Origin of the sequence: Pseudomonas botevensis (assembly GCF_019145475.1) — a bacterium.
In the GTDB taxonomy this organism is placed as follows: domain Bacteria; phylum Pseudomonadota; class Gammaproteobacteria; order Pseudomonadales; family Pseudomonadaceae; genus Aquipseudomonas; species Aquipseudomonas botevensis.
In genome coordinates this window covers 67,966-92,153 of sequence record NZ_JAHTKI010000014.1, presented here as the reverse complement: position 1 = coordinate 92,153, position 24,188 = coordinate 67,966, and the positions used below count along the sequence as shown (strand labels likewise).

Annotated in this window: 26 protein-coding genes; 24 read left to right on the top strand and 2 right to left on the bottom strand. The window is 60.3% G+C overall.

Going from position 1 to position 24,188, the window contains the following annotated elements; all coding sequences use genetic code 11:
* Positions 1–103: 103 nt before the first annotated feature.
* The 8 genes from KVQ74_RS18535 to rpoS all read left to right on the top strand — a co-directional run bounded on the left by KVQ74_RS18535 (position 104) and on the right by rpoS (position 7,307).
* Positions 104–1,216: an S-(hydroxymethyl)glutathione dehydrogenase/class III alcohol dehydrogenase gene (locus tag KVQ74_RS18535; protein WP_217832621.1), complete on the top strand. Its 1,113-nt coding sequence runs from the start codon at positions 104–106 to the stop codon at positions 1,214–1,216.
* 65 nt (positions 1,217–1,281) lie between these two features.
* Positions 1,282–2,127 (top strand): S-formylglutathione hydrolase, encoded by an 846-nt coding sequence (fghA, locus tag KVQ74_RS18530; RefSeq protein WP_217832620.1) that lies wholly within the window; start codon positions 1,282–1,284, stop codon positions 2,125–2,127.
* 43 nt (positions 2,128–2,170) lie between these two features.
* Positions 2,171–2,644, top strand: coding sequence for a 2-C-methyl-D-erythritol 2,4-cyclodiphosphate synthase (gene ispF, locus KVQ74_RS18525; protein WP_007954821.1), 474 nt, complete (start codon positions 2,171–2,173; stop codon positions 2,642–2,644).
* The gene (gene truD, locus KVQ74_RS18520; RefSeq protein ID WP_217832619.1) at positions 2,641–3,699 is read left to right on the top strand and encodes a tRNA pseudouridine(13) synthase TruD; all 1,059 of its coding nucleotides are present in this window, start codon (positions 2,641–2,643) and stop codon (positions 3,697–3,699) included. The genes ispF and truD overlap by 4 nt, the downstream gene beginning before the upstream one ends.
* Entirely contained in the window at positions 3,687–4,436 is a 750-nt protein-coding gene (surE, locus tag KVQ74_RS18515) for a 5'/3'-nucleotidase SurE (RefSeq protein WP_217832618.1), read from the top strand. Before truD ends, surE begins: the two co-directional genes overlap by 13 nt.
* Positions 4,437–4,477: 41 nt before the next feature.
* The gene (locus tag KVQ74_RS18510; RefSeq protein ID WP_177327338.1) at positions 4,478–5,113 is read left to right on the top strand and encodes a protein-L-isoaspartate(D-aspartate) O-methyltransferase; all 636 of its coding nucleotides are present in this window, start codon (positions 4,478–4,480) and stop codon (positions 5,111–5,113) included.
* A 210-nt stretch (positions 5,114–5,323) separates the two neighbouring features.
* The gene (locus tag KVQ74_RS18505) at positions 5,324–6,193 is read left to right on the top strand and encodes a peptidoglycan DD-metalloendopeptidase family protein (protein ID WP_217832617.1); all 870 of its coding nucleotides are present in this window, start codon (positions 5,324–5,326) and stop codon (positions 6,191–6,193) included.
* 106 nt (positions 6,194–6,299) lie between these two features.
* A complete protein-coding gene (gene rpoS, locus KVQ74_RS18500) occupies positions 6,300–7,307 on the top strand; it encodes an RNA polymerase sigma factor RpoS (protein WP_217832616.1) in 1,008 nt (335 codons plus the stop codon).
* Positions 7,308–7,791: 484 nt separating this feature from the next.
* Here the strand turns inward: rpoS and fdxA are convergent, their stop codons facing one another.
* Together fdxA and mutS are read right to left on the bottom strand one after the other, a co-directional pair.
* A complete protein-coding gene (gene fdxA, locus KVQ74_RS18495; protein WP_007908827.1) occupies positions 7,792–8,115 on the bottom strand; it encodes a ferredoxin FdxA in 324 nt (107 codons plus the stop codon).
* 141 nt (positions 8,116–8,256) lie between these two features.
* Positions 8,257–10,836: a DNA mismatch repair protein MutS gene (mutS, locus tag KVQ74_RS18490; RefSeq protein ID WP_217832615.1), complete on the bottom strand. Its 2,580-nt coding sequence runs from the start codon at positions 10,834–10,836 to the stop codon at positions 8,257–8,259.
* A 210-nt stretch (positions 10,837–11,046) separates the two neighbouring features.
* Here mutS and KVQ74_RS18485 point away from each other — a divergent pair, with 210 nt between their 5' ends.
* The 16 genes from KVQ74_RS18485 (at position 11,047) to KVQ74_RS18410 (ending at position 24,188) form a co-directional block, all read left to right on the top strand.
* Complete coding sequence (locus KVQ74_RS18485) at positions 11,047–11,781, top strand: LexA family transcriptional regulator (RefSeq protein WP_217832657.1); 735 nt, start codon at positions 11,047–11,049, stop codon at positions 11,779–11,781.
* A gap of 525 nt (positions 11,782–12,306) precedes the next feature.
* Positions 12,307–12,645 carry a phage holin family protein gene (locus KVQ74_RS18480; protein ID WP_217832614.1) on the top strand — a complete coding sequence of 113 codons (339 nt, stop codon included), beginning with the start codon at positions 12,307–12,309 and terminating at the stop codon, positions 12,643–12,645.
* Between the two features lie 72 nt (positions 12,646–12,717).
* On the top strand, positions 12,718–13,239 hold the full coding sequence (locus tag KVQ74_RS18475; RefSeq protein ID WP_217832613.1) for a hypothetical protein: 522 nt from the start codon (positions 12,718–12,720) through the stop codon (positions 13,237–13,239).
* Positions 13,240–13,242: 3 nt separating this feature from the next.
* Positions 13,243–13,851 (top strand): phage baseplate assembly protein V, encoded by a 609-nt coding sequence (locus KVQ74_RS18470; RefSeq protein WP_217832612.1) that lies wholly within the window; start codon positions 13,243–13,245, stop codon positions 13,849–13,851.
* 15 nt (positions 13,852–13,866) lie between these two features.
* Positions 13,867–14,199 carry a phage baseplate protein gene (locus tag KVQ74_RS18465; protein ID WP_217832611.1) on the top strand — a complete coding sequence of 111 codons (333 nt, stop codon included), beginning with the start codon at positions 13,867–13,869 and terminating at the stop codon, positions 14,197–14,199.
* Positions 14,196–15,191, top strand: coding sequence for a baseplate J/gp47 family protein (locus KVQ74_RS18460; protein ID WP_217832610.1), 996 nt, complete (start codon positions 14,196–14,198; stop codon positions 15,189–15,191). The genes KVQ74_RS18465 and KVQ74_RS18460 overlap by 4 nt, the downstream gene beginning before the upstream one ends.
* Entirely contained in the window at positions 15,188–15,823 is a 636-nt protein-coding gene (locus tag KVQ74_RS18455; RefSeq protein ID WP_217832609.1) for a phage tail protein I, read from the top strand. Before KVQ74_RS18460 ends, KVQ74_RS18455 begins: the two co-directional genes overlap by 4 nt.
* Positions 15,823–17,724, top strand: a complete 1,902-nt coding sequence (locus KVQ74_RS18450; protein ID WP_217832608.1) for a phage tail-collar fiber domain-containing protein — start codon at positions 15,823–15,825, stop codon at positions 17,722–17,724. Before KVQ74_RS18455 ends, KVQ74_RS18450 begins: the two co-directional genes overlap by 1 nt.
* Before the next feature lie 26 nt (positions 17,725–17,750).
* Positions 17,751–18,299: a DUF4376 domain-containing protein gene (locus tag KVQ74_RS18445; RefSeq protein WP_217832607.1), complete on the top strand. Its 549-nt coding sequence runs from the start codon at positions 17,751–17,753 to the stop codon at positions 18,297–18,299.
* A 103-nt stretch (positions 18,300–18,402) separates the two neighbouring features.
* On the top strand, positions 18,403–18,585 hold the full coding sequence (locus KVQ74_RS18440) for a hypothetical protein (RefSeq protein WP_217832606.1): 183 nt from the start codon (positions 18,403–18,405) through the stop codon (positions 18,583–18,585).
* Between the two features lie 2 nt (positions 18,586–18,587).
* On the top strand, positions 18,588–19,754 hold the full coding sequence (locus KVQ74_RS18435; RefSeq protein ID WP_217832605.1) for a phage tail sheath protein: 1,167 nt from the start codon (positions 18,588–18,590) through the stop codon (positions 19,752–19,754).
* Positions 19,754–20,260, top strand: coding sequence for a phage major tail tube protein (locus KVQ74_RS18430; protein ID WP_217832604.1), 507 nt, complete (start codon positions 19,754–19,756; stop codon positions 20,258–20,260). The genes KVQ74_RS18435 and KVQ74_RS18430 overlap by 1 nt, the downstream gene beginning before the upstream one ends.
* 179 nt (positions 20,261–20,439) lie before the next feature.
* Positions 20,440–21,021, top strand: a complete 582-nt coding sequence (locus KVQ74_RS18425; protein ID WP_217832603.1) for a phage tail assembly protein — start codon at positions 20,440–20,442, stop codon at positions 21,019–21,021.
* A gap of 128 nt (positions 21,022–21,149) precedes the next feature.
* Positions 21,150–23,603: a phage tail tape measure protein gene (locus KVQ74_RS18420; RefSeq protein ID WP_217832602.1), complete on the top strand. Its 2,454-nt coding sequence runs from the start codon at positions 21,150–21,152 to the stop codon at positions 23,601–23,603.
* Positions 23,600–23,983, top strand: coding sequence for a phage tail protein (locus KVQ74_RS18415; RefSeq protein ID WP_217832601.1), 384 nt, complete (start codon positions 23,600–23,602; stop codon positions 23,981–23,983). The genes KVQ74_RS18420 and KVQ74_RS18415 overlap by 4 nt, the downstream gene beginning before the upstream one ends.
* A complete protein-coding gene (locus KVQ74_RS18410; protein ID WP_217832600.1) occupies positions 23,976–24,188 on the top strand; it encodes a tail protein X in 213 nt (70 codons plus the stop codon). Before KVQ74_RS18415 ends, KVQ74_RS18410 begins: the two co-directional genes overlap by 8 nt.

Below are 24,188 nucleotides of genomic sequence, written 5' to 3'. Positions count from 1 at the left end.
GTATGGCAATAATGTTTTGCTTTTGTCCGGATTATTCACCAGGCAGCGCTGGACTACACTCCCTGTCTGGTTTTTTATTCAATGGATTCACTGGAGAGTCAGCATGATCAAGTCGCGCGCCGCCGTTGCCTTCGAGGCCAAGAAGCCGCTGGAAATCGTAGAAGTCGATGTCGCCATGCCCAAGGCCGGTGAAGTGTTGCTGCGTGTGGTGGCTTCCGGGGTTTGCCACACTGACGCCTACACCCTGTCCGGCGCAGATCCGGAAGGGATTTTTCCGTCAATCCTCGGCCATGAGGGCGGTGCAATCGTCGAAGCCATTGGCGAAGGCGTGACCTCGGTAGCTGTCGGTGATCATGTTATCCCGCTGTACACCCCGGAATGCGGCCAATGCAAATTCTGTAAATCGGGCAAGACCAACCTGTGTCAGGCGATTCGCGCGACTCAGGGCAAAGGTTTGATGCCGGACGGTACTTCGCGCTTTTCCTACAAGGGCGAAACGATTTTCCACTACATGGGGACTTCGACCTTCTCCGAGTACACCGTACTGCCGGAAATCTCCGTGGCGAAGATTTCCAAGGACGCACCGCTGGAAAAGGTCTGCCTGCTCGGTTGCGGCGTGACCACCGGCATCGGTGCGGTGATCAACACGGCCAAGGTCAAGCCGGGTGATACCGTAGCCATCTTCGGTCTGGGCGGCATCGGTCTGTCGGCAGTGATCGGCGCGGTAAAAGCCAAGGCTGCGCGGATCATCGCCATCGACATCAACCCGGCCAAGTTCGAGATCGCCAGGCAATTGGGTGCCACCGATTGTGTAAACCCGAAAGACTTCGATCGTCCGATCCAGGAAGTGATCGTGGACATGACTGACGGCGGCGTCGACTTCTCTTTCGAGTGCATCGGCAATGTGCAATTGATGCGCGCCGCCCTCGAATGCTGCCACAAGGGTTGGGGTGAGTCGGTCATCATCGGTGTGGCCGGTGCCGGCCAGGAAATCGCCACCCGTCCATTCCAGTTGGTGACCGGTCGCGTCTGGCGCGGTTCGGCATTCGGCGGCGTGCGGGGTCGCAGCGAATTGCCAAGCTACGTCGACATGGCCCAGAGCGGCGAAATCCCGCTGGATACTTTCATCACCCACACCATGGGTCTGGAAGATATCAACAAGGCATTCGACCTGATGCACGAAGGCAAGAGCATCCGTACCGTCATTCATTTCTGATCAATCGCGTCTCCATGGCGGCAGGCTTTGTAGGTCTGTTGCCGTGGTCGCGTAGGAGTCTTTACATGAGTCTGGAGAACATCTCCTGTCAGAAGAGTTTCGGCGGCTGGCACAAGCGTTATCGTCATCGTTCCGACGTGCTGGGTTGTGACATGGTTTTCGCCGTGTACCTGCCGCCGCAGGCGGAGCAGGGTGGCAAGCTGCCGGTGTTGTACTGGCTGTCGGGCCTGACCTGCACTGACGAAAACTTCATGCAGAAGGCCGGCGCCATGCGCATGGCTGCTGAGCTTGGACTGATGATCGTGGCGCCCGACACCAGCCCGCGCGGCGCCGACGTGCCGGGTGATCCGGACGGTGCCTGGGACTTTGGCCTGGGTGCCGGCTTCTATTTGAACGCCACGCAGGAGCCTTGGTCGCGGCACTATCGGATGCATGACTATGTCGTGCAGGAATTGCCTTCACTGGTTGAGGCGCATTTTCCCGCATCGGACAAACGCAGCATCAGCGGCCACTCCATGGGTGGGCACGGTGCACTGGTCTGCGCCTTGCGCAATCCGGGGCGTTACCAGTCGGTATCGGCGTTTTCGCCGATCAACAACCCGATGGATTGCCCGTGGGGCCAAAAGGCATTCTCCCGCTACCTGGGCGAAGACCGTTCGAAGTGGCGCGAATGGGATGCCTGCGCGTTGATCGCCGAGGCGAACGAAAAGTTGCCATTGCTGGTCGATCAGGGTGATCGCGACGATTTCCTCGCCACCCAGCTCAAGCCCGAAGCCCTGCAACAGGCGGCCAAACAGGCGGGTCATCCGCTGACGTTGCGCCTGCAACCGGGCTACGACCATAGCTATTTCTTCATATCGAGCTTCATTGACGACCACTTGCAGCATCACGCACAAGCCCTTCGGGGCTAATGCAGGTAGAATCACGCCCTGACAAAAATCGGGGCGTTTTTTTATGCGTATTGGCCACGGCTATGATGTGCACCGTTTCGCTGAAGGCGATTTCATTACTCTGGGTGGTGTGCGTATCGCACACGGCTTCGGGCTGCTCGCTCACTCCGACGGTGACGTCCTGCTGCACGCCTTGAGCGATGCCTTGCTCGGCGCGGCGGCGCTGGGTGATATCGGCAAGCACTTCCCGGACACCGACCCGCAATTCAAGGGCGCCGACAGTCGTGTGCTGTTGCGCCACGTCGTCAGCCTGATTCACGCCAAGGGCTGGAAAGTCGGCAATGTCGACAACACCATCGTTGCCCAGGCGCCGAAAATGGCCCCGCATATCGAATCGATGCGCGCGCTGATCGCCGCCGATCTGCAAGTTGAGCTGGATCAAGTGAACGTCAAAGCCACCACCACCGAAAAACTCGGTTTCGTCGGTCGCGAAGAAGGCATCGCCGTACATTCCGTTGCCTTGTTGCTACGCGCATGAATGAACTGCAATTGCTTGGCCCCCGGGCCTATGGTGACGCGCTCGGCACAGCGGTACTGAAAGCCATCGCCGAAGATTTCCAGGTCGATGAAGTGCTTGATATCCCGTTCAGCGGCGATGGCGAGCATCTGTGGATCTGGGTGGAAAAACGCGGCCTGAATACTGAAGAGGCCGCGCGCCGGATTGCCAAGGCTGCCGGCGTGCCGCTGCGCACGGTCAGTTACGCCGGGCTCAAGGATCGCCAGGCGCTGACCCGCCAATGGTTCAGCGTGCAACTGCCGGGCAAGGCGGATCCGGACCTGTCGGCGGCGGAAAACGACACGCTGAAGATCCTCAAGACCACTCGCCACAAGCGCAAACTGCAACGCGGTGCGCACTCGGCCAACGGCTTCACTTTGCGTCTGACCCAGTTCGCGGGCGACAAGGCCGCGATCGAAGAGCGTCTGCAACTGATCCGCAAACAAGGCATCCCGAATTATTTCGGCGCCCAGCGTTTTGGTCATGACGGCGGCAACGTGGTCGACGCCCGTTCGTGGGCGGCGCGCAAAGCGTTGCCGGAGCAGCGCAATGTGCGCTCGCGCCTGCTGTCGACGGCGCGCAGTTTTCTGTTCAACCAGGTGCTGGCCGCGCGTGTCGCCGATGGCACCTGGCAACGTGCGCAGGTTGGCGATCTATTGGCATTCACTGACAGCCGCAGCTTTTTTCCTGCCGGTGAAGCCGAGTGCAGCGACCCGCGCCTGGCGATTCTCGACCTGCATCCGACCGGTCCTCAGTGGGGCGAAGGTGACTCGCCGGCGACCGGGGTTGTCCATGATCTGGAGCAGGAAATTGCCGCACGCGAGGCGGATCTGCGCGATTGGTTGATTAATGCCGGTATGAGCCACGAACGTCGCATCCTGCGTCTGCCCATTGGCGGGTTGACGTGGCATTATCCCGAGCCTGACATTCTGCAACTGGAATTCGTCCTCCCGGCTGGATGCTTCGCCACCGTACTGGTGCGCGAACTCGTTGATCTGGTGCCGGTGGGGCAGACGGACAGCCCATGCGTATTCTGATTTCTAACGACGATGGGGTAACCGCACCCGGTCTTGCCGCGCTTTATGCTGCGCTGGCGGATTACACCGAGTGCGTGGTTATCGCCCCGGAACAGGACAAGAGCGGTGCCAGCAGTTCGCTGACGCTCGATCGTCCGTTGCACCCGCAATACCTGGCCAACGGCTTCATCAGCCTCAATGGCACGCCGACCGATTGTGTGCATCTGGGGCTCAACGGTTTGCTGGAGCGCGAACCGGACATGGTGGTTTCCGGGATCAACCTCGGCGCCAATCTGGGCGACGACGTGCTGTATTCCGGGACCGTGGCCGCCGCCCTTGAAGGACGCTTTCTCGAGCGCCCTTCGTTTGCCTTCTCGCTGGTCTCGCGTCAGGTCGACAATCTGCCCACCGCCGCCCACTTTGCGCGCAAACTGGTCGAGGCCCACGCCGGGCTCGATCTGCCACCGCGCACGGTGCTGAACGTGAACATTCCCAATCTGCCGATCGATCACATTCGCGGCATTGCCCTGACGCGTCTCGGTCACCGCGCCCGCGCGGCAGCGCCGATGAAAGTGGTCGATCCGCGCGGCAAGGCCGGTTACTGGATTGCTGCCGCCGGCGATGCCGAGGATGGTGGTCCGGGCACAGACTTCCACGCGGTGATGCAGGGCTACGTTTCCATCACTCCGTTGCAGCTCGATCGCACCTTCAATGATGCCTTCAGAACGCTCGACGGCTGGCTGGAGGGCCTCAACTAATGGCTCGTGAACAAGACGACAGGCTGCGCAGCGGCATCGGGATGACCTCCCAGCGTACGCGCGAGCGCCTGATCCAGCGTCTGTATGAAGAAGGCCTGTCCAACGCCAAGGTGCTGGAGGTGATTCGTCGCACGCCGCGTCATCTGTTCGTCGATGAAGCGCTGGCGCACCGTGCCTATGAAGACACGGCCTTGCCGATCGGCCATAACCAGACCATCTCCCAGCCTTATATGGTCGCGCGCATGAGCGAGTTGTTGCTCGAGGCCGGGCCGCTGGACAAGGTGCTGGAAATCGGCACTGGCTCCGGTTACCAGACTGCCGTGTTGTCGCAGTTGGTCGAGCGGGTGTTTTCGGTGGAGCGGATCAAGGTGCTGCAGGATCGCGCCAAGGAGCGCCTGGTCGAGCTGAACCTGCGCAATGTGGTCTTCCGTTGGGGCGATGGCTGGGAAGGCTGGCCGGCGCTGGCGCCGTACAACGGCATCATCGTGACCGCAGTGGCTACCGATGTGCCTCAGGCCTTGCTTGACCAGTTGGCACCGGGCGGGCGCCTGGTGATTCCGGTGGGCTCCGGTGAAGTGCAACAGTTGATGCTGATCGTGCGCGAAGAGCACGGTTTTTCCCGACACGTTCTGGGAGCGGTGCGCTTCGTTCCATTGCTCAACGGGCCGCTGGCCTGAGCATTTATTCAAGGGCGCTGAATTCCTTTCGAGTGCCTTTGTCTTACAGCGGCGAAGTTTGCTTAAACAGTTCATCTATATAGAGCAAACGTGTGCGGCGAAGGAAAAGGCTTCATTAAAGGTGAAGCTGGTCTGGCCGGTTATACTTGCAACACTGCATGCCCGATTGCGGCATTTCACAATTTTCAGCCACCACAAAGGGAGCGGCGGGTGAGTCTCACAGTCATTGCGCAGCGTATGGGTAACACGAGCTTTCAGCGCCTGGTGACTGGCCTTGTCTTGAGCACCTTGCTGGTCGGTTGCTCCAGCACCAAATCGAGCAACGTGCGCGTGGTCGATCGCAACAACGCGGTGGCCCAGCGTCCTACGGTGACGACCGGGCAGTATGTAGTCCGTAAGGGCGATACGTTGTTTTCGATCGCGTTTCGCTACGGCTGGGACTACAAAGCCCTCGCTGCCCGGAACAATATTCCTACGCCGTATACGATCCATCCGGGTCAGACAATTCGCTTCGACGGTCGCACCGATTCAACGCCGGCTGCCGTGGTGAGTAGCACCAGTTCCTCGCCGTCTTCGTCCAGTAAAACCACGGTAATCCGGCGCCAGGCGAATGGCACGACAACCACCACAACCACCGGTTCTGCGGCGGTTGTACCGTCCGTCGCCAACAAGCCGGCACCCGCTCCATTGCCTCCACCAGGCCCGGCCCCGACCGGCTGGGGATGGCCATCTAATGGCATTCTGATTGGTAAATTCTCTTCAAACGGTAGTTTGAATAAAGGAATTGATATCGCCGGAGATTTGGGACAGCCTGTTTTAGCTGCGTCTGATGGGACGGTGGTTTACGCCGGGAGTGGCTTAAGGGGCTACGGCGAATTGGTCATCATCAAACACAGCGAAACCTACGTCAGTGCTTACGGACACAACCGTCGGCTGTTGGTACGGGAGGGGCAGCAGGTCAAGGTCGGACAGACAATTGCCGAAATGGGGTCAACGGGTACAGACCGGGTGAAACTGCATTTTGAGATTCGCCGACAAGGTAAACCTGTAGATCCGCTGCAGTTCCTGCCAAGACGTTGATTTGAAGGCCAGCCTGTTCCGTCGCGTAGAGGGGACAGGCTCCAGCGTTGCCAAGGATAAAGGCGTCGCTTGAGCTTGGGGTCGAACTCACCAAAGGACTATAACAATGGCTCTCAGTAAAGAAGTGCCGGAGTTTGACATCGACGATGAGGTTCTCCTTATGGAGACCGACTTCGCTTCGGATTCGATGTCGAATGATGAAGGGGTTCCTTCACCTTCCGTTCGTTCCAAATCCAAACACTCCGCTTCACTTAAACAACACAAGTACATCGACTACACGCGGGCACTCGATGCCACGCAGTTGTATCTCAACGAAATCGGCTTTTCCCCATTGCTCTCCCCGGAGGAAGAAGTTCATTTTGCGCGTCTGTCGCAAAGTGGCGATCCCGCCGGGCGCAAGCGCATGATTGAAAGTAACCTGCGGCTGGTGGTCAAAATCGCCCGGCGTTACGTCAATCGGGGGCTGTCGCTGCTGGATCTGATCGAAGAGGGCAACCTCGGACTGATCCGGGCGGTGGAAAAGTTCGATCCCGAGCGCGGTTTCCGCTTCTCGACCTACGCGACCTGGTGGATTCGTCAGACCATCGAGCGCGCGATCATGAATCAGACCCGGACCATCCGGCTGCCGATCCATGTGGTCAAGGAGCTCAACGTGTACCTGCGGGCTGCGCGGGAGCTGACACAAAAGCTCGATCACGAACCTTCACCCGAAGAAATCGCCAACCTGCTGGAAAAACCGGTAGGCGAGGTCAAGCGCATGCTGGGCCTGAACGAGCGGGTTTCTTCGGTCGACGTCTCGCTGGGTCCGGACTCGGATAAAACCCTGCTGGACACCCTCACGGATGATCGTCCTACCGATCCGTGCGAACTGCTTCAGGATGACGATCTGTCGCAGAGCATCGATCAATGGCTGTCGGAGCTGACCGACAAGCAGCGCGAGGTGGTGGTGCGCCGCTTCGGCCTGCGCGGCCACGAGAGCAGCACGCTGGAGGATGTAGGTCTGGAGATTGGCCTGACCCGGGAACGGGTGAGACAGATCCAGGTGGAAGGCCTCAAGCGCCTTCGGGAAATTCTCGAGAAGAATGGCCTGTCGAGCGAGTCGCTGTTCCAGTAAGCGCCTCAAATGACCGCCCACAAAAAGCCCCGACTGGTTCGGGGCTTTTTTGTTGCGCCTGGATGGGTGGCAAGCGGATTTTTTACGGTCGCCGCGTTGTAGTCTCGCGTTGTAAGCCCTGGCTTACTCTTTCGTAAGTGTTCGCTATTTTTACACTGCGGCAGACGTCCATTGAAGCGTGTGCTTCTTTATAATTATTTGATTTATATGATTATTTTTTAATGTTAAGCCCTTGTGACGGTGCGCTTCGGTGGATTCGGCCCGTTGCTCCCGTCAGGGAACTCTTTAGTATCTGGGTTGTGTCGACGGACAGACACGCCCTTCAAGGATGAGGGGAATGGACATCGCAGGAGGCGATTCATCAGGACGATGAAAAGGAACACAGGGAATAGGGAAAAATGTGGGCGGGTCAAACCGCCCCTTTTTTTTGCCTGCAGAAAAGCAAAAAGGCCCGCAAAGGGCCTTTTCGAGAACGGCGGACGAATCAGCGTTCGAGGTCTTTGATCTTGCCTTTGACGCCATCCCACTCTTCGGCATCGGGCAACGATTCTTTCTTCTCGGTGATGTTCGGCCAGATCTCGGCCAGCTCGACGTTCAGCTGGATGAACTCCTGCATCTCTTCCGGGACTTCGTCCTCGGAGAAAATTGCAACGGCCGGGCATTCTGGCTCGCACAGGGCGCAGTCAATGCACTCATCCGGGTGAATCACCAGGAAGTTCGGGCCTTCGTAAAAGCAGTCCACCGGACAGACTTCTACGCAGTCGGTGTACTTGCACTTGATGCAGTTGTCGGTGACGACGAAGGTCATTTCTAATTTTCTCCTCAGGCGGCGGCAGCGGAGCCCCTTCACGGTTGGGGTCGCCAGGTTCGGGAGTGATGTCTGCAGGCCAGGCTATTAGCCTGCAGCACCCAAACCGCGCGAGATTCTAACAGCTTGAAGCCGTATGCGTTAGATCCGTGTCTTTAGTGTATAGAGCATTTCGAGCGCACGACGTGGGGTCATGTCATCCAGATCGAGCTTGGCCAGTTCATCCAGTACCGGATGCGGCAGGCTGGCGAACATGTCGCTCTGCTGTGGTGCGGCCGGTTTGCCCTTGACCGGTTTCGGCGCCTCGTGGGGCAGGGCGGTGTCTTCCAGACGACTCAGATGCTCGCGGGCACGCACAATCACTTCGCTCGGCACGCCGGCCAACTGCGCCACCGCCAGGCCATAGCTCTGGCTCGCAGGCCCCGGCAGTACATGGTGCAGGAACACAATGCGCTCGTTGTGCTCGGTTGCATTGAGATGCACGTTGGCTACCAGCGGCTCGGCTTCGGGCAGCACGGTCAGCTCGAAATAGTGAGTGGCAAACAGCGTATAGGCGCGCAGATGCGCCAGGCGCTCGGCCGCCGCCCAGGCCAGCGACAGACCGTCGAAGGTGCTGGTGCCGCGCCCGACTTCGTCCATCAGCACCAGGCTGCGTTCGGTGGCGTTGTGCAGAATGTTGGCGGTTTCGCTCATTTCCACCATGAAGGTCGAACGTCCGCCGGCCAGGTCGTCGCTGGAACCGATACGGGTGAAGATCCGGTCCACCAGCGACAGTTCGCAACTGGCCGCCGGTACGAAGCTGCCAATATGGGCCAGCAACACGATCAGCGCGGTTTGCCGCATGTAAGTGGATTTACCACCCATGTTCGGACCGGTGATCACCAGCATTCGCGTGTTGTCGTCGAGGCTCAGGTCGTTGGCCACGAACGGCGTGGTCAGCACCTGCTCGACCACCGGGTGGCGACCCTGGGTGATGCGCATGCACGGCTCGCTGACGAACGTCGGGCAGTTCAGGTCGAGATTCAGCGCACGCTCGGCCAGGTTGCTCAGCACGTCCAGCTCGGCCAGCGCCGAGGCGGTGTCCTGCAGCGGTGGCAACTGGCTGATCAGATCTTCCAGCAGCGCCTCGTACAGCATCTTCTCGCGGGCCAGCGCGCGGCTCTTGGCCGACAGCGCCTTGTCTTCGAACTCTTTGAGTTCCGGCGTGATGAAGCGCTCCGCGCCCTTGAGGGTCTGGCGCCGAATGTAGTCGGCCGGAGCCGACTCGGCCTGCTTGCTCGGCAGTTCAATGAAGTAGCCGTGAATTCGGTTGTAGCCGACCTTCAGGTTGGCAAGGCCGGTGCGGGCCTTTTCCCGGGCTTCCAGGTCGATGAGGAACTGGCCGGCGTTTTCGCTCAGCGATTGCAGCTCGTCGAGCTCGCTGTCGTAACCGGTCTTCAGCACGCCGCCGTCGCGGATCACCGCTGGCGGGTTGTCGATGATGGCTTTTTCCAGGAGCGCAGCCAGTTCCGGGTAGGTGCTGGTGGTCGTCGCCAGTCGGGTCAGGTGCGGCGCTTCCAGGTCGGCCATTACCACTTGCAGTTCAGGCAGGGCGCCCAGTGCGTCACGCAGGCGAGCGAGGTCGCGCGGGCGGGCATTGCGCAGGCCGATTCGCGCGAGGATCCGTTCGATATCGCCGATTTCCTTGAGCTGCGGCTGCAGACTTTCGAAGCGATAGCGGTCAAGCAGGCAACTGATCGATGTCTGGCGTGCCAGCAAAACGGTCAGGTCACGCAGCGGACGGTTCAGCCAGCGGGTCAGCAAACGGCTGCCCATGGCGGTCTGGCAGCGATCGACCACCGATTGCAGGGTGTTGTCGCGACCGCCCGCCAGGTTGGTATCGAGTTCCAGGTTGCGGCGGCTCGCGCCGTCCAGCACCACGGTGTCGTCCAGGCGCTCGTGGCGCAGGCTGCGCAAATGGGGCAGGGCGGTGCGCTGGGTTTCCTTGGCGTAGGCCAGCAGGCAACCGGCGGCGCCGATGGCCAGGGTCAGGGTCTCGCAGCCGAAACCTTTCAGGTCCTGGGTGGAAAACTGCTGGCAGAGACTTTTCAGCGCCGAGTCGCGCTCGAAATCCCACGGCGCACGACGACGTACCCCACGGCGTTTTTCCGCCGGCAGATCCTTTGGCCAGTCATCCGGGATCAACAGTTCCACCGGGTTGACCCGCTCCAGTTCCGCCAGCAGGTTCTCCCAGCCCTTGATCTCCAGCACGATGAAGTTGCCGCTGGTGATGTCCAGCACCGCCAGACCGAACAGACGCTCATCGCCCAGCACCGCCGCGATCAGGTTGTCGCGACGCTCGTCGAGCAGTGCCTCGTCGCTGACCGTGCCCGGGGTGATGATCCGCACCACCTGACGTTCCACCGGCCCTTTGCTGGTGGCCGGGTCGCCGACCTGCTCGCAGATCACCACCGACTCGCCAAGCTTGACCAGCTTCGCCAGATAACCTTCCGCCGCGTGATACGGAATCCCGCACATTGGAATCGCCTGCCCCGCCGACTGCCCGCGAGCGGTCAGGGTGATGTCCAGCAACTTGGCCGCTTTCTTCGCGTCTTCATAGAAGATCTCGTAGAAGTCGCCCATGCGGTAGAACATCAGCTGATCCGGGTGCTGATTCTTCAGGCGCCAGTATTGCTGCATCATCGGAGTGTGGGAGGACAGATCGGAGACGGCTTTATTCATCGGCTTGTCAGGAAACTCGTTGAAAGGTGTGGGGCAAAAGCGCGGCAGTGGCCGGGCATTTCCGCGATGGGCGCAAGATTACCATGGGCGGTCTGTTGGACGCAGGCATCGTGGTCGGTTGACATGTTTCTGCTGCAAAATGCGTATTTATGCACGCTTTATGCAAATCAGCATTTGTCTTCCGAAAAAACTTCAAGCACTATGCGCGTTATGCAAAAACGCAACGTATCTACCGTATTAAGAGCGCTGCTCGACCAGCACGGGATCTCCCCTACGGAGCTTCACCGTCGCACCGGCGTGCCTCAATCCACACTTTCGCGGATTCTCAGCGGGAAGATCGTCGATCCTTCGGACAAGCACATCTCGAAGATCGCCGAGTACTTCGCCGTGAGCACCGATCAGTTGCGCGGGCGCGCGGATGTCGCGCAAGCGGCCGGTTCCGGGCGTGATGATGTGCATGCAGAACTCAAGGACATAAGCCTGTGGGACGACGACACGCCTGTCGATGACGACGAGGTGTCGGTGCCCTTTCTTCGTGAGGTTGAATTGGCTGCTGGATCAGGAAGATTCGTTATCGAAGAGAGCGAACGCTCTAGCCTGCGCTTTGGCAAGCGCAGCCTGCGCCACAACGGGGTGCAGTTCGACCAGGCCAAATGCGTCACCGTGCGCGGCAACAGCATGTTGCCGGTCCTGCGTGACGGTGCCACGGTTGGCGTCAATGCCGGCAAGTGCGGGATTGGCGACATCGTCGATGGCGACCTTTATGCGATCAACCACAACGGTCAGCTGCGGGTGAAGCAACTCTATCGCCTGCCCACCGGCATTCGCCTGCGCAGTTTCAATCGCGATGAACATCCGGACGAGGACTACAGCTTCCAGGAAATCCAGGAAGAGCAGATCGTCATCCTCGGTCACGTCTTCTGGTGGGGCATGTACGCCCGATAACCCCACCGTTTTCAGACAAAACCCGCCCACCGGCGGGTTTTTTTTCGCCTGGCGAAAATCCTCGACGCCTTGATTGGCGGGCCTTCCATGCGCTCGTGCATTTGTTGTGCATAAATAAATGCATTTATGCATTGACTGTATATGCATCCATGCATATTCTTGCCACCAAGCCGCTCGACAAAGCGGCTGGCAAGAAAGCTCTTTAGTTCCACAAGAACAGGCAGCGATGAACCGGCCTCAACGGTTCAGAGGGTTGGCAACTGACCCGGGTGTGCAGCGTAAAGCACCGAGAGCAGTTATCCGGCGGGCAGGGACCGCGGTCGGAAAAACAATTTGAATGGACTCGTACCGCGCCAGTAGCGCCGAAAAGTCAGCTTCCTTTCGGTTTAAAGGATGAAAGGAAGGCGAAGGAGCGCATTACTGAAAAGCCCGGTTTTTCAGCCGGGCTTTTTGGAATGCCTACCTCACGAGAAACCGATTGAACCCATCATCCATCACTCATCAATCACCCCCAGGAGGCGTGACATGACAAACGAGCAACAAGCGTTGGCGGACATGCCGATCTGGTTGGTCATCCTCCTCGCGGTAGTGGGCGGGGTGTCCGGCGAAATGTGGCGCGCCGACAAGGAAGGCGCCCGGGGCTGGCCACTGTTGCGGCGTCTGGCGCTGCGCTCCGGCGCCTGCATGATCTGCGGCGTCTCGGCCATCATGCTGTTGTACGCCGCCGGCATGTCGATCTGGGCGGCCGGCGCCTTCGGCTGCCTGACCGCGATGGCCGGCGCCGACGTGGCCATCGGCCTATACGAACGCTGGGCTGCCAAGCGCATCGGCGTTAGCGAACTGCCACCCCACGATCAACCCTAACCCGACATTTTCCAGCCTCGCTGCAACCTCGGCAGCGGGGCTGTGCGTGGACATCTGAAAAGGAGGTCAAGCATGCCCGCACCGATCCAGCAGCCTTCGCAGCTGTTCACGGCGATGGCGACAACCTTGCGCAACACCGCCGCCCTGAACGTACAGGTTGGCAACCACGATGACTTTTCGGCACCCGGCAATCAGGCCTGGGTGTTGATCGACTTTGATCGTAATGCCCAGGGCGCACGCGCCGCCGATGGACGAATTGCCCATGTGCTGACGGTGTCACTGCAAGTGATTCCGGCGGTTGCTGCCACGGCGTTCGCGGCCTGCGACCTGATTGCGGCCCTGAAGAATCTGGTCACCGACAACCGCTGGGGGCTGGCCGGCGACCAATGCGATTTGCCGATGAACCTTGACGGTCTGCCATCAGTATTTCTGCGCGCAGACCAGTCGTACAAGGCCTGGACCCTGACGTTCGACCAGACCCTCTATCTTGGCCCGACCTTGCTCGACGACCCGCTCGGCATCCCGAAATTCGCCCGTACCTGGGAGGTCAGCGACATCGACGATCCCGATCAATACACCCCGCTGGAGGGTTGAACCGTGTTCGATTCGCTTATCCAGCTGCAACTGGGGCCGATCATCGAGCGGCTCGCCGAGATGGAAGCGGAGATCGAGGACCTGCACCGCCGCGCCGAGAGTTTCTGTCGCATCGGCATTTGTCAGGAGGTCGACCCCGCGAGCAACACCTGCAAGGTCAGCCATGGTGGATTGCTCACGCCGTCCATCAAGTTCTTCAACCCGAGCGCCGGTGCCCAGAGCGAGTCGCGAATCCCGACGGCGGGTGAGCAATGCCTGCTGCTCAACTACGGCAGCGGCGAAAGCGGCGCACAGAGCGTGGCGCTGTTCGGTTTGAACAGCGACCGTTTTCCTCCGGCTTCAACGATACCGACGCTGACCCGTCGGGTTCATCAGGACGGCAGCGAAAGCGGCTACGACGACGCCACGCACATTCTGCACTGGCAGAACGGTCCGGCGGCGTTCAGCGGTTCGCGCCAGGCGCTGGAACTGAGCATCGGCCCGGCGCGACTGGCAATGACCCCGCAGGCGATCAGCCTGCAACTGGGCGCGGTTGGCCTGACGATCGACGCCTCGGGCGTCCACTTCAGCGGCCCGTTGGTCGATCACCAGGGCCGCGTCATCAGCCCCTGATTCAAGAGCCTTCCCATGATCGGAATCGATAGAGACACCGGGGCCACGGTCGACGACTGGCTGCAGTTCGTGCAGCGCGCGACCCACGCCCTGACCACACCGCTGGGCACCCGGCAGAAACGCCCCTTGTATGGCTCGCTGATCCCTACGCTGTTGGGGCAGAACCTGGGCGATGACCTGCTGATCCTGGCTCAAAGCCATGCGGCGCAGGCGTTCTACAACCCGCAAAACGGCATCGACGATTTCCTGCCGCAGGTGATCGTCGCCACCCGCCAGGGCGCCGGTCTGCTGCTGCGTTTCGCCGGCACCTGGAAAAACCGTCAACAGACTTTCGAGGTAGTGACATGAGCATGTTGATCCCCGGCCAGAATCAGTTGGCTGAGCCTGCGCTGATTACCGTCGAAGCGTTCGAAGACCTGCTCGCCGAATTCAAGACCTTCGTCGTCGAATACGTCGGTGCCCGTTCACCGCAAAACGCGGCGAAATTGCAGACCAGCCTGGAAAACGAGAGCGAACTGCTGACGCTGGCGCTCGAGGCTTTCTGTGTGCGGCTGCAAACCCACGAACGCAAATACAACGCCCGGATCAAGCAGATGCTGGCGTGGTGGGCGACCGGCAGCAATCTTGATGCGCGGCTGGCGGACATGGGCCTGGAACGGCAGTTGCTCGATCCCGGTGATCCGGCCGCGTTCCCGCCTGTACCCGCCATCTACGAAAGCGACGATGACGCGCGGCTGCGCTATTACCTGGCACCCCACGCACCGGCGGCGGGTTCGCGTATGCAGTATCGCCGCGAGATCTTCACCCTTGGCGAACGTCCGACGGTGAAAGTCGAATCCACCGACGCCGGCGTGGTGAATGTCACCTACACCTTTGACCCGGACGGCCTCGCCGCGCAGGTCAAGGACGGCAACGGTCGCCGCACGGCGCCCGGCGAAGTGCGGGTCACCGTGCTCTCGCGAGAGGCCGACGGTACGCCGTCCGCCGCGCTGCTCGACGGCGTCCGTCAGCACTTTGCTCGACCGGATGTGCGACCGGAAACCGATCTGGTCACCGTGCAGGGCGCGGAGATTCAGCGCTACAAGATCCGCGTGGTGGCGAAGATCAATTCCGGCCCCGATTCGGGCCTGACCAAAGTCGCCGCGCAGCAGCATTTGCAGGCCTACGCCGACAGTTGCCATCGCCTGGAAGGGCGGGTCGACCCGAGCTGGATCGATTACACCCTGCACAGCGCCGGCGCCGTGCAATTGCAGATTCTCGAGCCGTTGGAGCCGATCGTCACCAGCGCGTTCCAGGCGCCGTATTGCACGGCGGTCGAGGTCGAGGTGCAGACGCTATGAGTGATCAGGCACAGCGTCCGACCTTATTGCCGGCCAACAGCTCGGCACTGGAGCGAGGACTCGATCTGGGTTTCGGCGCGTTGCTCGATCGCATCGCGCCGCCGTTTCCCGAGCTGATGAACCCGCAGCAAACTCCGGTCGCGTTTCTGCCGTATCTCGCGGCGGATCGCGGCGTTGCCGAATGGAGCAGCGACGCGCCGGAAACGGAAAAACGCCTGACCGTCGAACTGGCCTGGCCCACCGCGCGCCAGGCCGGCACTCGCAAGGCACTGGAAAACGCGGCCAAGGGTTTGCAACTGCGCCCGGAAATCCGTGCCTGGTACGAACAGACACCGCCCGGCGCGCCTTACAGCTTTTCCGTGCGCGCGTTCACCGATCTGCCCTACAGCGAACTCATCGATGCCCGTCTCGACCGTCGCCTGGCCGACGCCAAAAGCGAGCGCGACATTCTCTCGGTGTCGGTCGGCCTCAGCGCTTTCGGCAGTCACGTCATCGGCGCCGCGACAGTCTGCGGTGAGCTGACCACGATTTATCCGGTGGTCATCGAAGGGCTCGAAGCCTCGGGCGAAGCGTTCATGGCGGCCGGTCTGTACACCGTCGAAACATCCACTATTTATCCTCAGGGGGCCTAATGGCTGACTACTACACCCTGCTCACCAACGCAGGGATTGCCTACGAAACCGCCTGCAAGGCGGCGGGCGTGCCGATCAAGCTGACGCAGATTTCCGTCGGCGATGGCGACGACGCAGTCTACAACCCGGCGGCCACCGCCACCGCGCTCAAGCGCGAAGTCTGGCGCGGCCCGCTCAATGCACTGTTCCAGGACGAGAAAAACCCGAGCTGGCTGCTCGCTGAAGTGACCATTCCGCCGGATGTCGGCGGCTGGTATGTGCGTGAAGCGGGGCTGTGGACCGACACCGGGATTCTCTACGCCATCGTCAAATACCCGGAGTCGTTCAAGCCGGTTCTGGCGACGTCGGGGTCGGGCAAAGAGTTTTATATTCGCTCGATTTTCGAGACCAGCAATGCTTCGTTGGTGACGTTGTTGATTGATGACAGCGTCGTGAAAGCCACCCGCGCCTGGGTCATGAGTTACCTCGCCGAAGAGCTCGGCAAACTCGATGGCAAGCAATCGGTTCGCGTTGCTGCTACCAGCAACGTCGTATTGAACGGTGCCCAGCAGATCGACGGTGTGGCAGTGATTGCCGGCGACCGCGTCCTGCTGCCGAACCAGACCCTGGCCAAGGACAACGGCCTGTGGGTCGTTGCCAATGGCGGCTGGCTGCGTGCCAACGATGCCAACGTCAGCGCCAAGGTCACCCCGGGCCTGACGGTGATGGTGGAGGAGGGTACGGCGAACGGTGATTCGCTCTGGCACCTGACCACCAATGCGCCGATCACCCTCGGCACCACTGCGCTGACGTTCAAGATGCTGGCCGGGCGTACCGGGATTGCCGCCGGTTCTTACAAGAGCCTGACCGTTGACGAATATGGCCGGGCCACGGCGGGGGCGAATCCCGACACCCTGGCCGGTTTCGGCATCAAGGATTCCTACACCAAGGCTGAAGTCGAGGCGCTGATCGTCAAGGCTTCGGCGTTGCCGGTGGGGTCGATTGTCGCTTTCCCTGTCGACACGCTGCCGCCGGGTTTTCTCGAGCTGGATAACAGCGTCAAGAGCAGCGCGACCTACCCGGACTTGAGCGCCTATTTGGCTGGCAAGTTCAACAAAGGGGATGAGGGTGCGGGCAACTTCCGCTTGCCGGAAGCTCGTGGGGAATTCTTGCGTGGTTGGGATCATGGGCGTGGGATTGATATCGGTCGAGAACTCGGCACCTATCAACTCGATGCCTTGCAAAATATTCAAGGCGGTTTTGATGGGTACATCGACGTCAAGACAGCAGGCGGTGCTTTTACGTCCTTGAACGTTTCGGGTGTTGCATTGCCTTCGTCAGCAAGTAGTGGTTACCACGGCTTGAATTTTGATGCGTCTCGAGTCGCACGCACTTCGACCGAGACCCGTCCACGTAACGTGGCAGTGATGTGGTGCATCAAAGCCTGGAACGCATCGGTCAATCAGGGAAACATCGATATAGCCGCTTTAGCGGTTCTGGCGCAGCAAGCGACTGAACTGAACCAAGGTACGGCGAAAGTCGCCAGTCAGGTTCAGACAGATGCTGGTGTCAGTGACGTCACCATAGTGACGCCGAAGAAGCTTCGCTGGGGTTTCTCGATCAGCGTCTCGGGGGATATGAGTGGCAGTTACGTTGTGTTCCCGACGTGGTTGGGTGGTTTGATCATCCAGTGGGGTATGACAAATGCGATTGCATCGGGAAGCAACTACCTGCAAGTGTTCCCGGTTGCCTATCCTCTGGTGAACCCTTCGGTCTTCACGAGTTACCCCAATACAGCTGTAGACGCGAGTGTCGGTACAACCTACATCGGACAAGTCAAAGCGATCAGCAAAGCCAACGTCATTCTTCGCAATTTAGGGCAGACCCCCGCACAGTTTTATTACCTGGCAATTGGTCGTTAAGGCCACGAGGGTCAAAAGGACTATCTATGAAATTCGCTACATTTGATGAACTCGGTGTTTTGTCCGGGCGTTACGACTCCGATATTCATGCGGTCATTCCGCAGCAGGCGATAGAACTCAGCGATGCGGTTTTTCTCGCGACCCGAACGGAAAGAGACGGTGTCTGGACATTGGAGGATGGTGTTGTTGCCAAACGACCTTTCCCGGTCGAGGCCCCCGATTATCCGGGCCTGTTTGCAGCACAGCGCTTTGCTCGTGAGGCGTGCGGAATAACGGTTGATGGGCTGGCTATCGAGACAACGCGCGACAGTCAGGCGTTGATTTCCAGCACCGGCTTGTCGGCCATGCTCGATCCAGAGTATCGCTGCAACTTCAAAACTCTTGGAGGGTTCGTTGAGATCGATGCAGCACAAATCCTGGTGATTGCGAAAGCTATCCGGGGCCACGTACAGGCATGCTTTGACCGGGAATCGACTTTGCTGAAAGCACTTGAGACCGGTACCTACAAGGACGAAATGCTCAACGAAGGCTGGCCCGATTCCGCGCTTAAAGCTTCAACCGCAAACCTTCAATAGACGCCCCGAACCCCGGGGCGTTTTCTTTCCCCCCCCAAAAAAACCTTCAACACCCACCAAGCCCCTCCCCTGTGGGGCTTGTCCGTTTATGGAGAAACGAAAAATGGCAACCCGCCAAACCTACACCGTGCTCGTCCCATTCCCCACCGGGGGTGGTCACTGGTCGAGCGTCGGCCAGGAACTCGATCTGCTCGATGTCGAGGCCAGTGCCTTGCACAGCGCCGGTCGACTTGAACTGAAAACATCCACCCAGGCCAAAAAGGCCGCTGCCAAGAAGGCTGACTGAACATGGCTGAGGTTCTGAACTTCGAGCACAACGGCATTACCGTCAATGCCACCGAATCCCCCGAGGCCATGGGTGGCCTGGGTGACAACGTCATCGGGCTGGTCGGCACCGCGCCGAAAGCCGATCCGCTGATTCCGCGCAACGCACCGTTCCGCATCAACAGCTTCACCACCCACGCGCTGCTGGATCCGACCGGCGCCGAGGAAGGCACCCTGTATCACGCGGTCTACCAGATCCTCAAAGTGGTCAAGGTGCCGGTGTACGTGGTGATCGTCGAGGCGGGCGCTACCCCGGCCGATACCGTCAACAACGTGATCGGCGGCATTGAGCCGGCCACTGGTCGCAAGCTCGGTCTGGCTGCACTGGGCAGCGTCCCGGAAGACCTGACCATCATCGGCGCGCCGGGCTTCACCGGCACTAAAGCGGTCGCCAGCGAATTCGCTTCGTTCGGCAAACGCATCAAGGCCCGTGTGGTGCTGGACGGCAAGGACGCCTCGGTCGCCGATCAAGTGACCTACAGCCAGGAACTGGGCGGTGCCGACCTCGGTTTTGACCGTTGCCTGGTGGTGCACAACATGCCGGCCGTGTACTCCAAAGCGGCGAAGAAAAACGTCTTCCTGTCGCCGTCCAGCCTGGCGATTGCCGCGCTGGCCAAGGTCAAGCAATGGGAGAGCCCGGGCAACCAGGTGACCTACGCCGAGGACGTCTCGCGGGTCGTTGAATACAACATTCTCGACACCTCCACCGAGGGCGATCTGCTCAACCGCTACGGCGTCAGCTATTACGCCCGCACCGTGCTGGGCGGCTTCTCGCTGCTGGGTAACCGCTCGATCACCGGCAAGTTCATCAGCTACGTCGGCCTCGAAGACGCGATCAGCCGCAAGCTGGTCAAGGCCGGCCAGAAAGCCATGGCCAAAAACCTGACCAAGTCCTTCATGGATCAGGAGGTCAAGCGCATCAACGACTGGCTGCAAACCCTGGTCGCCGACGAAACCATTCCTGGCGGCAGCGTGTACCTGCACCCGGAACTGAACAGCGTCGAGAAGTACAAGAACGGCACCTGGTACGTGGTCATCGACTACGGCCGCTACGCGCCGAACGAACACATGGTTTATCAACTCAACGCCCGCGATGAAATCATCGAGCAGTTCCTGGAGGACGTTCTCTAATGTTTACCAACCGCGTAAGACAGGCCATCGCGGCCACCCTGCAAGGCCTGCCGTTGTCGGCGACCGTGGAAGAATTCACTCCGCCGAAAATCGAATTCGATATGGAAGAGATGCGTGGTGGCCGTTTCATCGTCGAAGAGATGGCCAAGGGCGGCAAAGCCCTCGGCGCCAAGCTGACCCTGCAAGGTCTGGGCGCAGAAGTCATGCTCGCACTGGGTGTGAAGCTCGGCGACGACATTCTGCTGAACGTGCGTGAAGCCGGTCAGGATCAGGACGGCAACACCTGGTTCACCTATCACACCGTCGGCGGCAAGCTGAAATCCCTGGAAGAAACCGCGTTGAAAATGGGTGAGAAACCCAAGACCAACCTGGAACTGTCCTGCCGCACCTACAACCGGCTGGAAAACGGCGTGCCAGTGATTGACATCGATGTGCGTACCCAGAAGTTCGTCCTCAACGGCGTCGATATCCTCGGCGATGCCCGCCGCGCGGTGCTGATGCCGTAACGCTGCAGGCAAGTCAGACACCTGACCCTGTGGGAGCGGGCTGCCCGCAAAAGCGGTGTAGCAGTCGAAACTCATCCATCTGACATGCCGCCTTCGCGAGCAAGTCCGCTCTCACATCGGGCCAGTGTGACTGGCCGATGTTTAGCAACACCCCCCAGGAATCACCAAGGAATTCATTCATGTCGTGGATGCCACCCAAGCATGATCTGTTGTCGCCGATCACCGGTGACGACGGTTCGCAGATCGAACAGATCCAGCTCAAGCCGCTGTTCTACGCCGCCCAGAAAGACGCGCTGGATCGCGCGGGCGATGACGAGGACGATCAGTTCTTCGAACTGGCGCTGCTCGCCACCGGGCTGTCGGTCAAGGAACTCGACCAGCTCAAACGCCCGGACTACGTGAGCATCGCTCAATACGTACACGAAATGTCGACCCGTCCGGCGTCTTACTTTCTCGAGCAGGTTGAAGACGCAGAGCGTTCGGACGATCCCGATCAGGTGCAACTGCTGCAGCCGCTCGCCGTCACCGGTCGCACGCTCACTTCGCTGAGCCTGGAAATGCCGGTGCTTCGTGCCACCAAAGTGATGAAGAAACTGAAAACGGCCAAGGAACGCGCCGAGTTCATCACCGCCCACTGCACCGGCCTGATGATCCCCGATCTGGCCCTGTTGAGCGTCCCGGACTGGACCCAGCTACAGGTGCGCATCGACGATTTTTTAAACCAGCCGGCGGCCTACTTTCGGAACGCGACATCGAAGTAATCCTCGATATCGTGCCGCTCATTTACCCGGTAAGTGAGGCGGAAATTCTGGAATGGGACGCCGAAAAGGCGTTGCGCCGCTACGACATAGCGATCACTCGCCTTGGCGTGAAAAAGGAGTAGAGCGGCATGGCAGAGACAAAGTATGGGCTCATGCTGAGCACCATGAGCGGCAGCGCCGGATTCAGCGACACTGGCCTGGTCGGTGGACTGTCAGGGGCCGACGTACTCGCAAAGCCGCTGGCGGAGTTGGCGCTGACGCTGGTGACCACTAGCCAGGACATCCGTCTGCTGATCAAGGAACAGGTCAAGCTTCGCGAGGTATTGGCATCCCAGCAGTCGCTTTTCAGGCCCGGCGCACCGGTACCGGCCTCCGTCGCCGCACCGGTCAGTGAGCCGAAGTCAAAACTCACGGCCGAAGTCGAGCAACGGCCCCCTCCCGGTTACTTACAGTCACGCATGGCGCTGGACTCGGCGATGTCGCAGTTGCGGCAAATCCCGGGTCTGGGCAGCGATCTCAACGCCATGTCGGTCGCCAACCTGCAAATGGCCACTGACAAGCGAGTCGCCAAGAGTGGGGCAACGGCCGTGGATCTGGCGCAAGTCGAATATTCGGCGGCCAGATCCGGTATCGGTGCTGGTCTCAAGGGGAAAGACCAGCAACAGGCGCTGCTGGATTTTGCCCGTGACGCGGCCATCAATGCCTCGGCCTTCGGGATTGGCCTGAAGGCTTCGGCGGAAATGCTGACCGGCTGGCGAACTTCGCTGAAGCTGGACCGCAACCAGGGCCAGCACCTGGCGGACGCTACTTATCTTCTGGGCAACAGCGGTCTTAAAGCGACGGCTGCGGATATCGGCTCCGTGGTTCAGCAATCCGGCGAGTCTGCGAAGGCAGCTGGTATTGCACCCGAGCAGACCGCAGCCCTTTCGGCCGCATTACTCAATGCCGACATGGACAAGTCCGGTGCCGGTGCCACGGTAAAGAATATCAGCGGGGCACTGGCCAAAGGCACAAATGGCTCGACTGCCGAGCAGTCGGCCTGGAAGTCGCTGGGACTTGAACCCGGCAAGTTGACTGAAAACGTGCCGGACAACCTGGTCAAGGCGTTGGAGGCACTCAAGCAGCAACCGGTAGAACGACAGTCCGCCCTCATCAAGACACTGTTCAACGGTGATGAGGGTGTACGCAAGCTGCTGGACAAGCCCGACGATCTGAAGAAAGCGTTTTCGCTGGTGGGCGTCGGCAAGCTCGAGGGCTCGTCGACGCCGGTACCCGGAGAATCAGCACGGCGTAACCTCAAGTCGCTGGCCAGCGGTGATGGCGGGGGAAGACAGTGGCTGGAGAAGGCCGAAGATCCACAGAAACCGTTGTCGCTGCTCAAGCCTTCGGCAGCAATGGACCCGTTGACACCCGCCTACAGCGGGTCGATTGATCGCGCCGCCAACACTGCAGCCAATGATCCTCAGCGAAGCTGGAATGTGCTCGACGCAAGCATCAATCGGCTGATAACCGCACTGATGCCGGATCCGACCGGCGCTGTGGATTCGCTGGCCGGGGCTGTCAATGGAATGGCCGATATGGCCGAGTCCAACCCCAAAACATCAGCGGGCCTGGCCGTTGCGGCGGCTGGGCTCATGGCGATCGTGACGGCCGTGCTTGGCAAGGCATTCGATAACTTCGCTGGCAGGCTGGTGAAGTCGGCAGCGGCTAAATTGCCGAGGGGACTCGGCAAGTGGATCACAGAGGATGACCCTCCAAAAAGCGATGCTGGCACGACTCCTGAAGATCCGACGCCTGCCAAACCTTCCAGGAAGACGTCCGGCCAGAAACCGTCTTCCGAACAGAAGGGGACAAGGCTGAAACCGCGTTGGGTCGATATCAAGTCCGGGTCCAGACGCAGGCGTGCCCGTCTGCCCCGGAGTGATCGTGCTGATGTCGTCGCGCAGAGCCCAGTTGTCAGCGAGCCGTTCGAGTGGCCCGCGACCATGACGGCATTTGCCGGATCATCGCGCGTCAGTTCGCCGCCCGCAGCACCGTTGTCCGGCTCCGTCGCCAAGGCTGGCGCGTTGCTGGCCAAAAAGGCGCCGCCGCTGCGCCTGCTCAGCGCCGGTTATGAAATGGTCACTGGCGTCATGCAGGGCGATACCCGCTCGGTTGTGTCATCCGGCGCTTCGCTAGCCGGATCCTCCGCCGGTGCCGCTATCGGGGCCGCGTTGGGCACCTTAATTCTGCCGGGTGTGGGCACCATGATCGGTGGCTGGCTCGGGAGCATGGCCGGAGGGGAGATCGGTGCATCACTGGGCGACAAACTGGGAAATCAGGTTGACCGACTCAGCTCGCCTGCACAGGTCAGCAAAGACCTGATCGCCACCTCAAGCCCGACGCCTGTTTCCTCGCAAGCCAACAGCCAGCCGGTCACGTTCAACTCGACGATTCAGATCCAGGGGCAGGATCTGGCGAGTGCCCAGGCCCTGGCGAATCTGGTCGTACAAACGACGATGGCGCAATTGGGGCAGGTCATGCCAACCAACGCCCTCGCCACCCGCCGCGACGCAGCCCTCACCGACGGAGTCGCCACATGAAACAACAAATGGCACTGGGCAGTTTCATCTTCGGCCTGTCCCGGGATTTCGCCTACAGCACGCTGGGGCGCAAGTCCGAGGGCGGCTGGATCGAATTGCAGATACTCAACAGCAAACCCAAGTCCCACCAACTCGGCCAGAAAGCGGAAACCCTGACCATCACCGGCAAGTCGATGTACGCCGTAGCAATGGCCCGGCTCGATGAGTTGCGCGCGTTGCAGGCCCAGCGCGCACCGCTGCCATTAATTGACGGCATTGGTCGCAACTGGGGCCTGTGGCGGATCAACAACATCCAGGAAACCCAGAGCCAGGTCATCGACGATGGCACGGCGATGGTGATCGACTGGACCCTCGAACTGGCGGAGTTCAACAATGCGTAAGGTACGAAGCCTGGCCGGTGATTCGGTCAATCTGCTGCTCTACCGCGAGTCGGGTCGCAGCGACGATCAGGTCGAAGAGGCGTTGTGGAAACTCAATCCGACCCTGGCCGAACACGGCCCGGTCCTGCCGGCGGGTGTCTGGGTGACGCTGCCGGAACTCGACAGCAAACCCGCCGCGATCACCCCGGTCAGGGCCTGGGATTAA

What these genes read in the sequence shown, in the direction of transcription:
- KVQ74_RS18535 (WP_217832621.1), top strand. Translation starts at nt 104, where the DNA reads ATGATCAAGTCGCGCGCCGCCGTTGCCTTCGAGGCCAAGAAGCCGCTG.
- fghA (WP_217832620.1), top strand. Translation starts at nt 1,282, where the DNA reads ATGAGTCTGGAGAACATCTCCTGTCAGAAGAGTTTCGGCGGCTGGCAC.
- ispF (WP_007954821.1), top strand. Translation starts at nt 2,171, where the DNA reads ATGCGTATTGGCCACGGCTATGATGTGCACCGTTTCGCTGAAGGCGAT.
- truD (WP_217832619.1), top strand. Translation starts at nt 2,641, where the DNA reads ATGAATGAACTGCAATTGCTTGGCCCCCGGGCCTATGGTGACGCGCTC.
- surE (WP_217832618.1), top strand. Translation starts at nt 3,687, where the DNA reads ATGCGTATTCTGATTTCTAACGACGATGGGGTAACCGCACCCGGTCTT.
- KVQ74_RS18510 (WP_177327338.1), top strand. Translation starts at nt 4,478, where the DNA reads ATGACCTCCCAGCGTACGCGCGAGCGCCTGATCCAGCGTCTGTATGAA.
- rpoS (WP_217832616.1), top strand. Translation starts at nt 6,300, where the DNA reads ATGGCTCTCAGTAAAGAAGTGCCGGAGTTTGACATCGACGATGAGGTT.
- fdxA (WP_007908827.1), bottom strand. Translation starts at nt 8,115, where the DNA reads ATGACCTTCGTCGTCACCGACAACTGCATCAAGTGCAAGTACACCGAC.
- mutS (WP_217832615.1), bottom strand. Translation starts at nt 10,836, where the DNA reads ATGAATAAAGCCGTCTCCGATCTGTCCTCCCACACTCCGATGATGCAG.
- KVQ74_RS18485 (WP_217832657.1), top strand. Translation starts at nt 11,047, where the DNA reads ATGCAAAAACGCAACGTATCTACCGTATTAAGAGCGCTGCTCGACCAG.
- KVQ74_RS18480 (WP_217832614.1), top strand. Translation starts at nt 12,307, where the DNA reads ATGACAAACGAGCAACAAGCGTTGGCGGACATGCCGATCTGGTTGGTC.
- KVQ74_RS18475 (WP_217832613.1), top strand. Translation starts at nt 12,718, where the DNA reads ATGCCCGCACCGATCCAGCAGCCTTCGCAGCTGTTCACGGCGATGGCG.
- KVQ74_RS18465 (WP_217832611.1), top strand. Translation starts at nt 13,867, where the DNA reads ATGATCGGAATCGATAGAGACACCGGGGCCACGGTCGACGACTGGCTG.
- KVQ74_RS18460 (WP_217832610.1), top strand. Translation starts at nt 14,196, where the DNA reads ATGAGCATGTTGATCCCCGGCCAGAATCAGTTGGCTGAGCCTGCGCTG.
- KVQ74_RS18455 (WP_217832609.1), top strand. Translation starts at nt 15,188, where the DNA reads ATGAGTGATCAGGCACAGCGTCCGACCTTATTGCCGGCCAACAGCTCG.
- KVQ74_RS18450 (WP_217832608.1), top strand. Translation starts at nt 15,823, where the DNA reads ATGGCTGACTACTACACCCTGCTCACCAACGCAGGGATTGCCTACGAA.
- KVQ74_RS18445 (WP_217832607.1), top strand. Translation starts at nt 17,751, where the DNA reads ATGAAATTCGCTACATTTGATGAACTCGGTGTTTTGTCCGGGCGTTAC.
- KVQ74_RS18440 (WP_217832606.1), top strand. Translation starts at nt 18,403, where the DNA reads ATGGCAACCCGCCAAACCTACACCGTGCTCGTCCCATTCCCCACCGGG.
- KVQ74_RS18435 (WP_217832605.1), top strand. Translation starts at nt 18,588, where the DNA reads ATGGCTGAGGTTCTGAACTTCGAGCACAACGGCATTACCGTCAATGCC.
- KVQ74_RS18430 (WP_217832604.1), top strand. Translation starts at nt 19,754, where the DNA reads ATGTTTACCAACCGCGTAAGACAGGCCATCGCGGCCACCCTGCAAGGC.
- KVQ74_RS18425 (WP_217832603.1), top strand. Translation starts at nt 20,440, where the DNA reads ATGTCGTGGATGCCACCCAAGCATGATCTGTTGTCGCCGATCACCGGT.
- KVQ74_RS18420 (WP_217832602.1), top strand. Translation starts at nt 21,150, where the DNA reads ATGGCAGAGACAAAGTATGGGCTCATGCTGAGCACCATGAGCGGCAGC.
- KVQ74_RS18415 (WP_217832601.1), top strand. Translation starts at nt 23,600, where the DNA reads ATGAAACAACAAATGGCACTGGGCAGTTTCATCTTCGGCCTGTCCCGG.
- KVQ74_RS18410 (WP_217832600.1), top strand. Translation starts at nt 23,976, where the DNA reads ATGCGTAAGGTACGAAGCCTGGCCGGTGATTCGGTCAATCTGCTGCTC.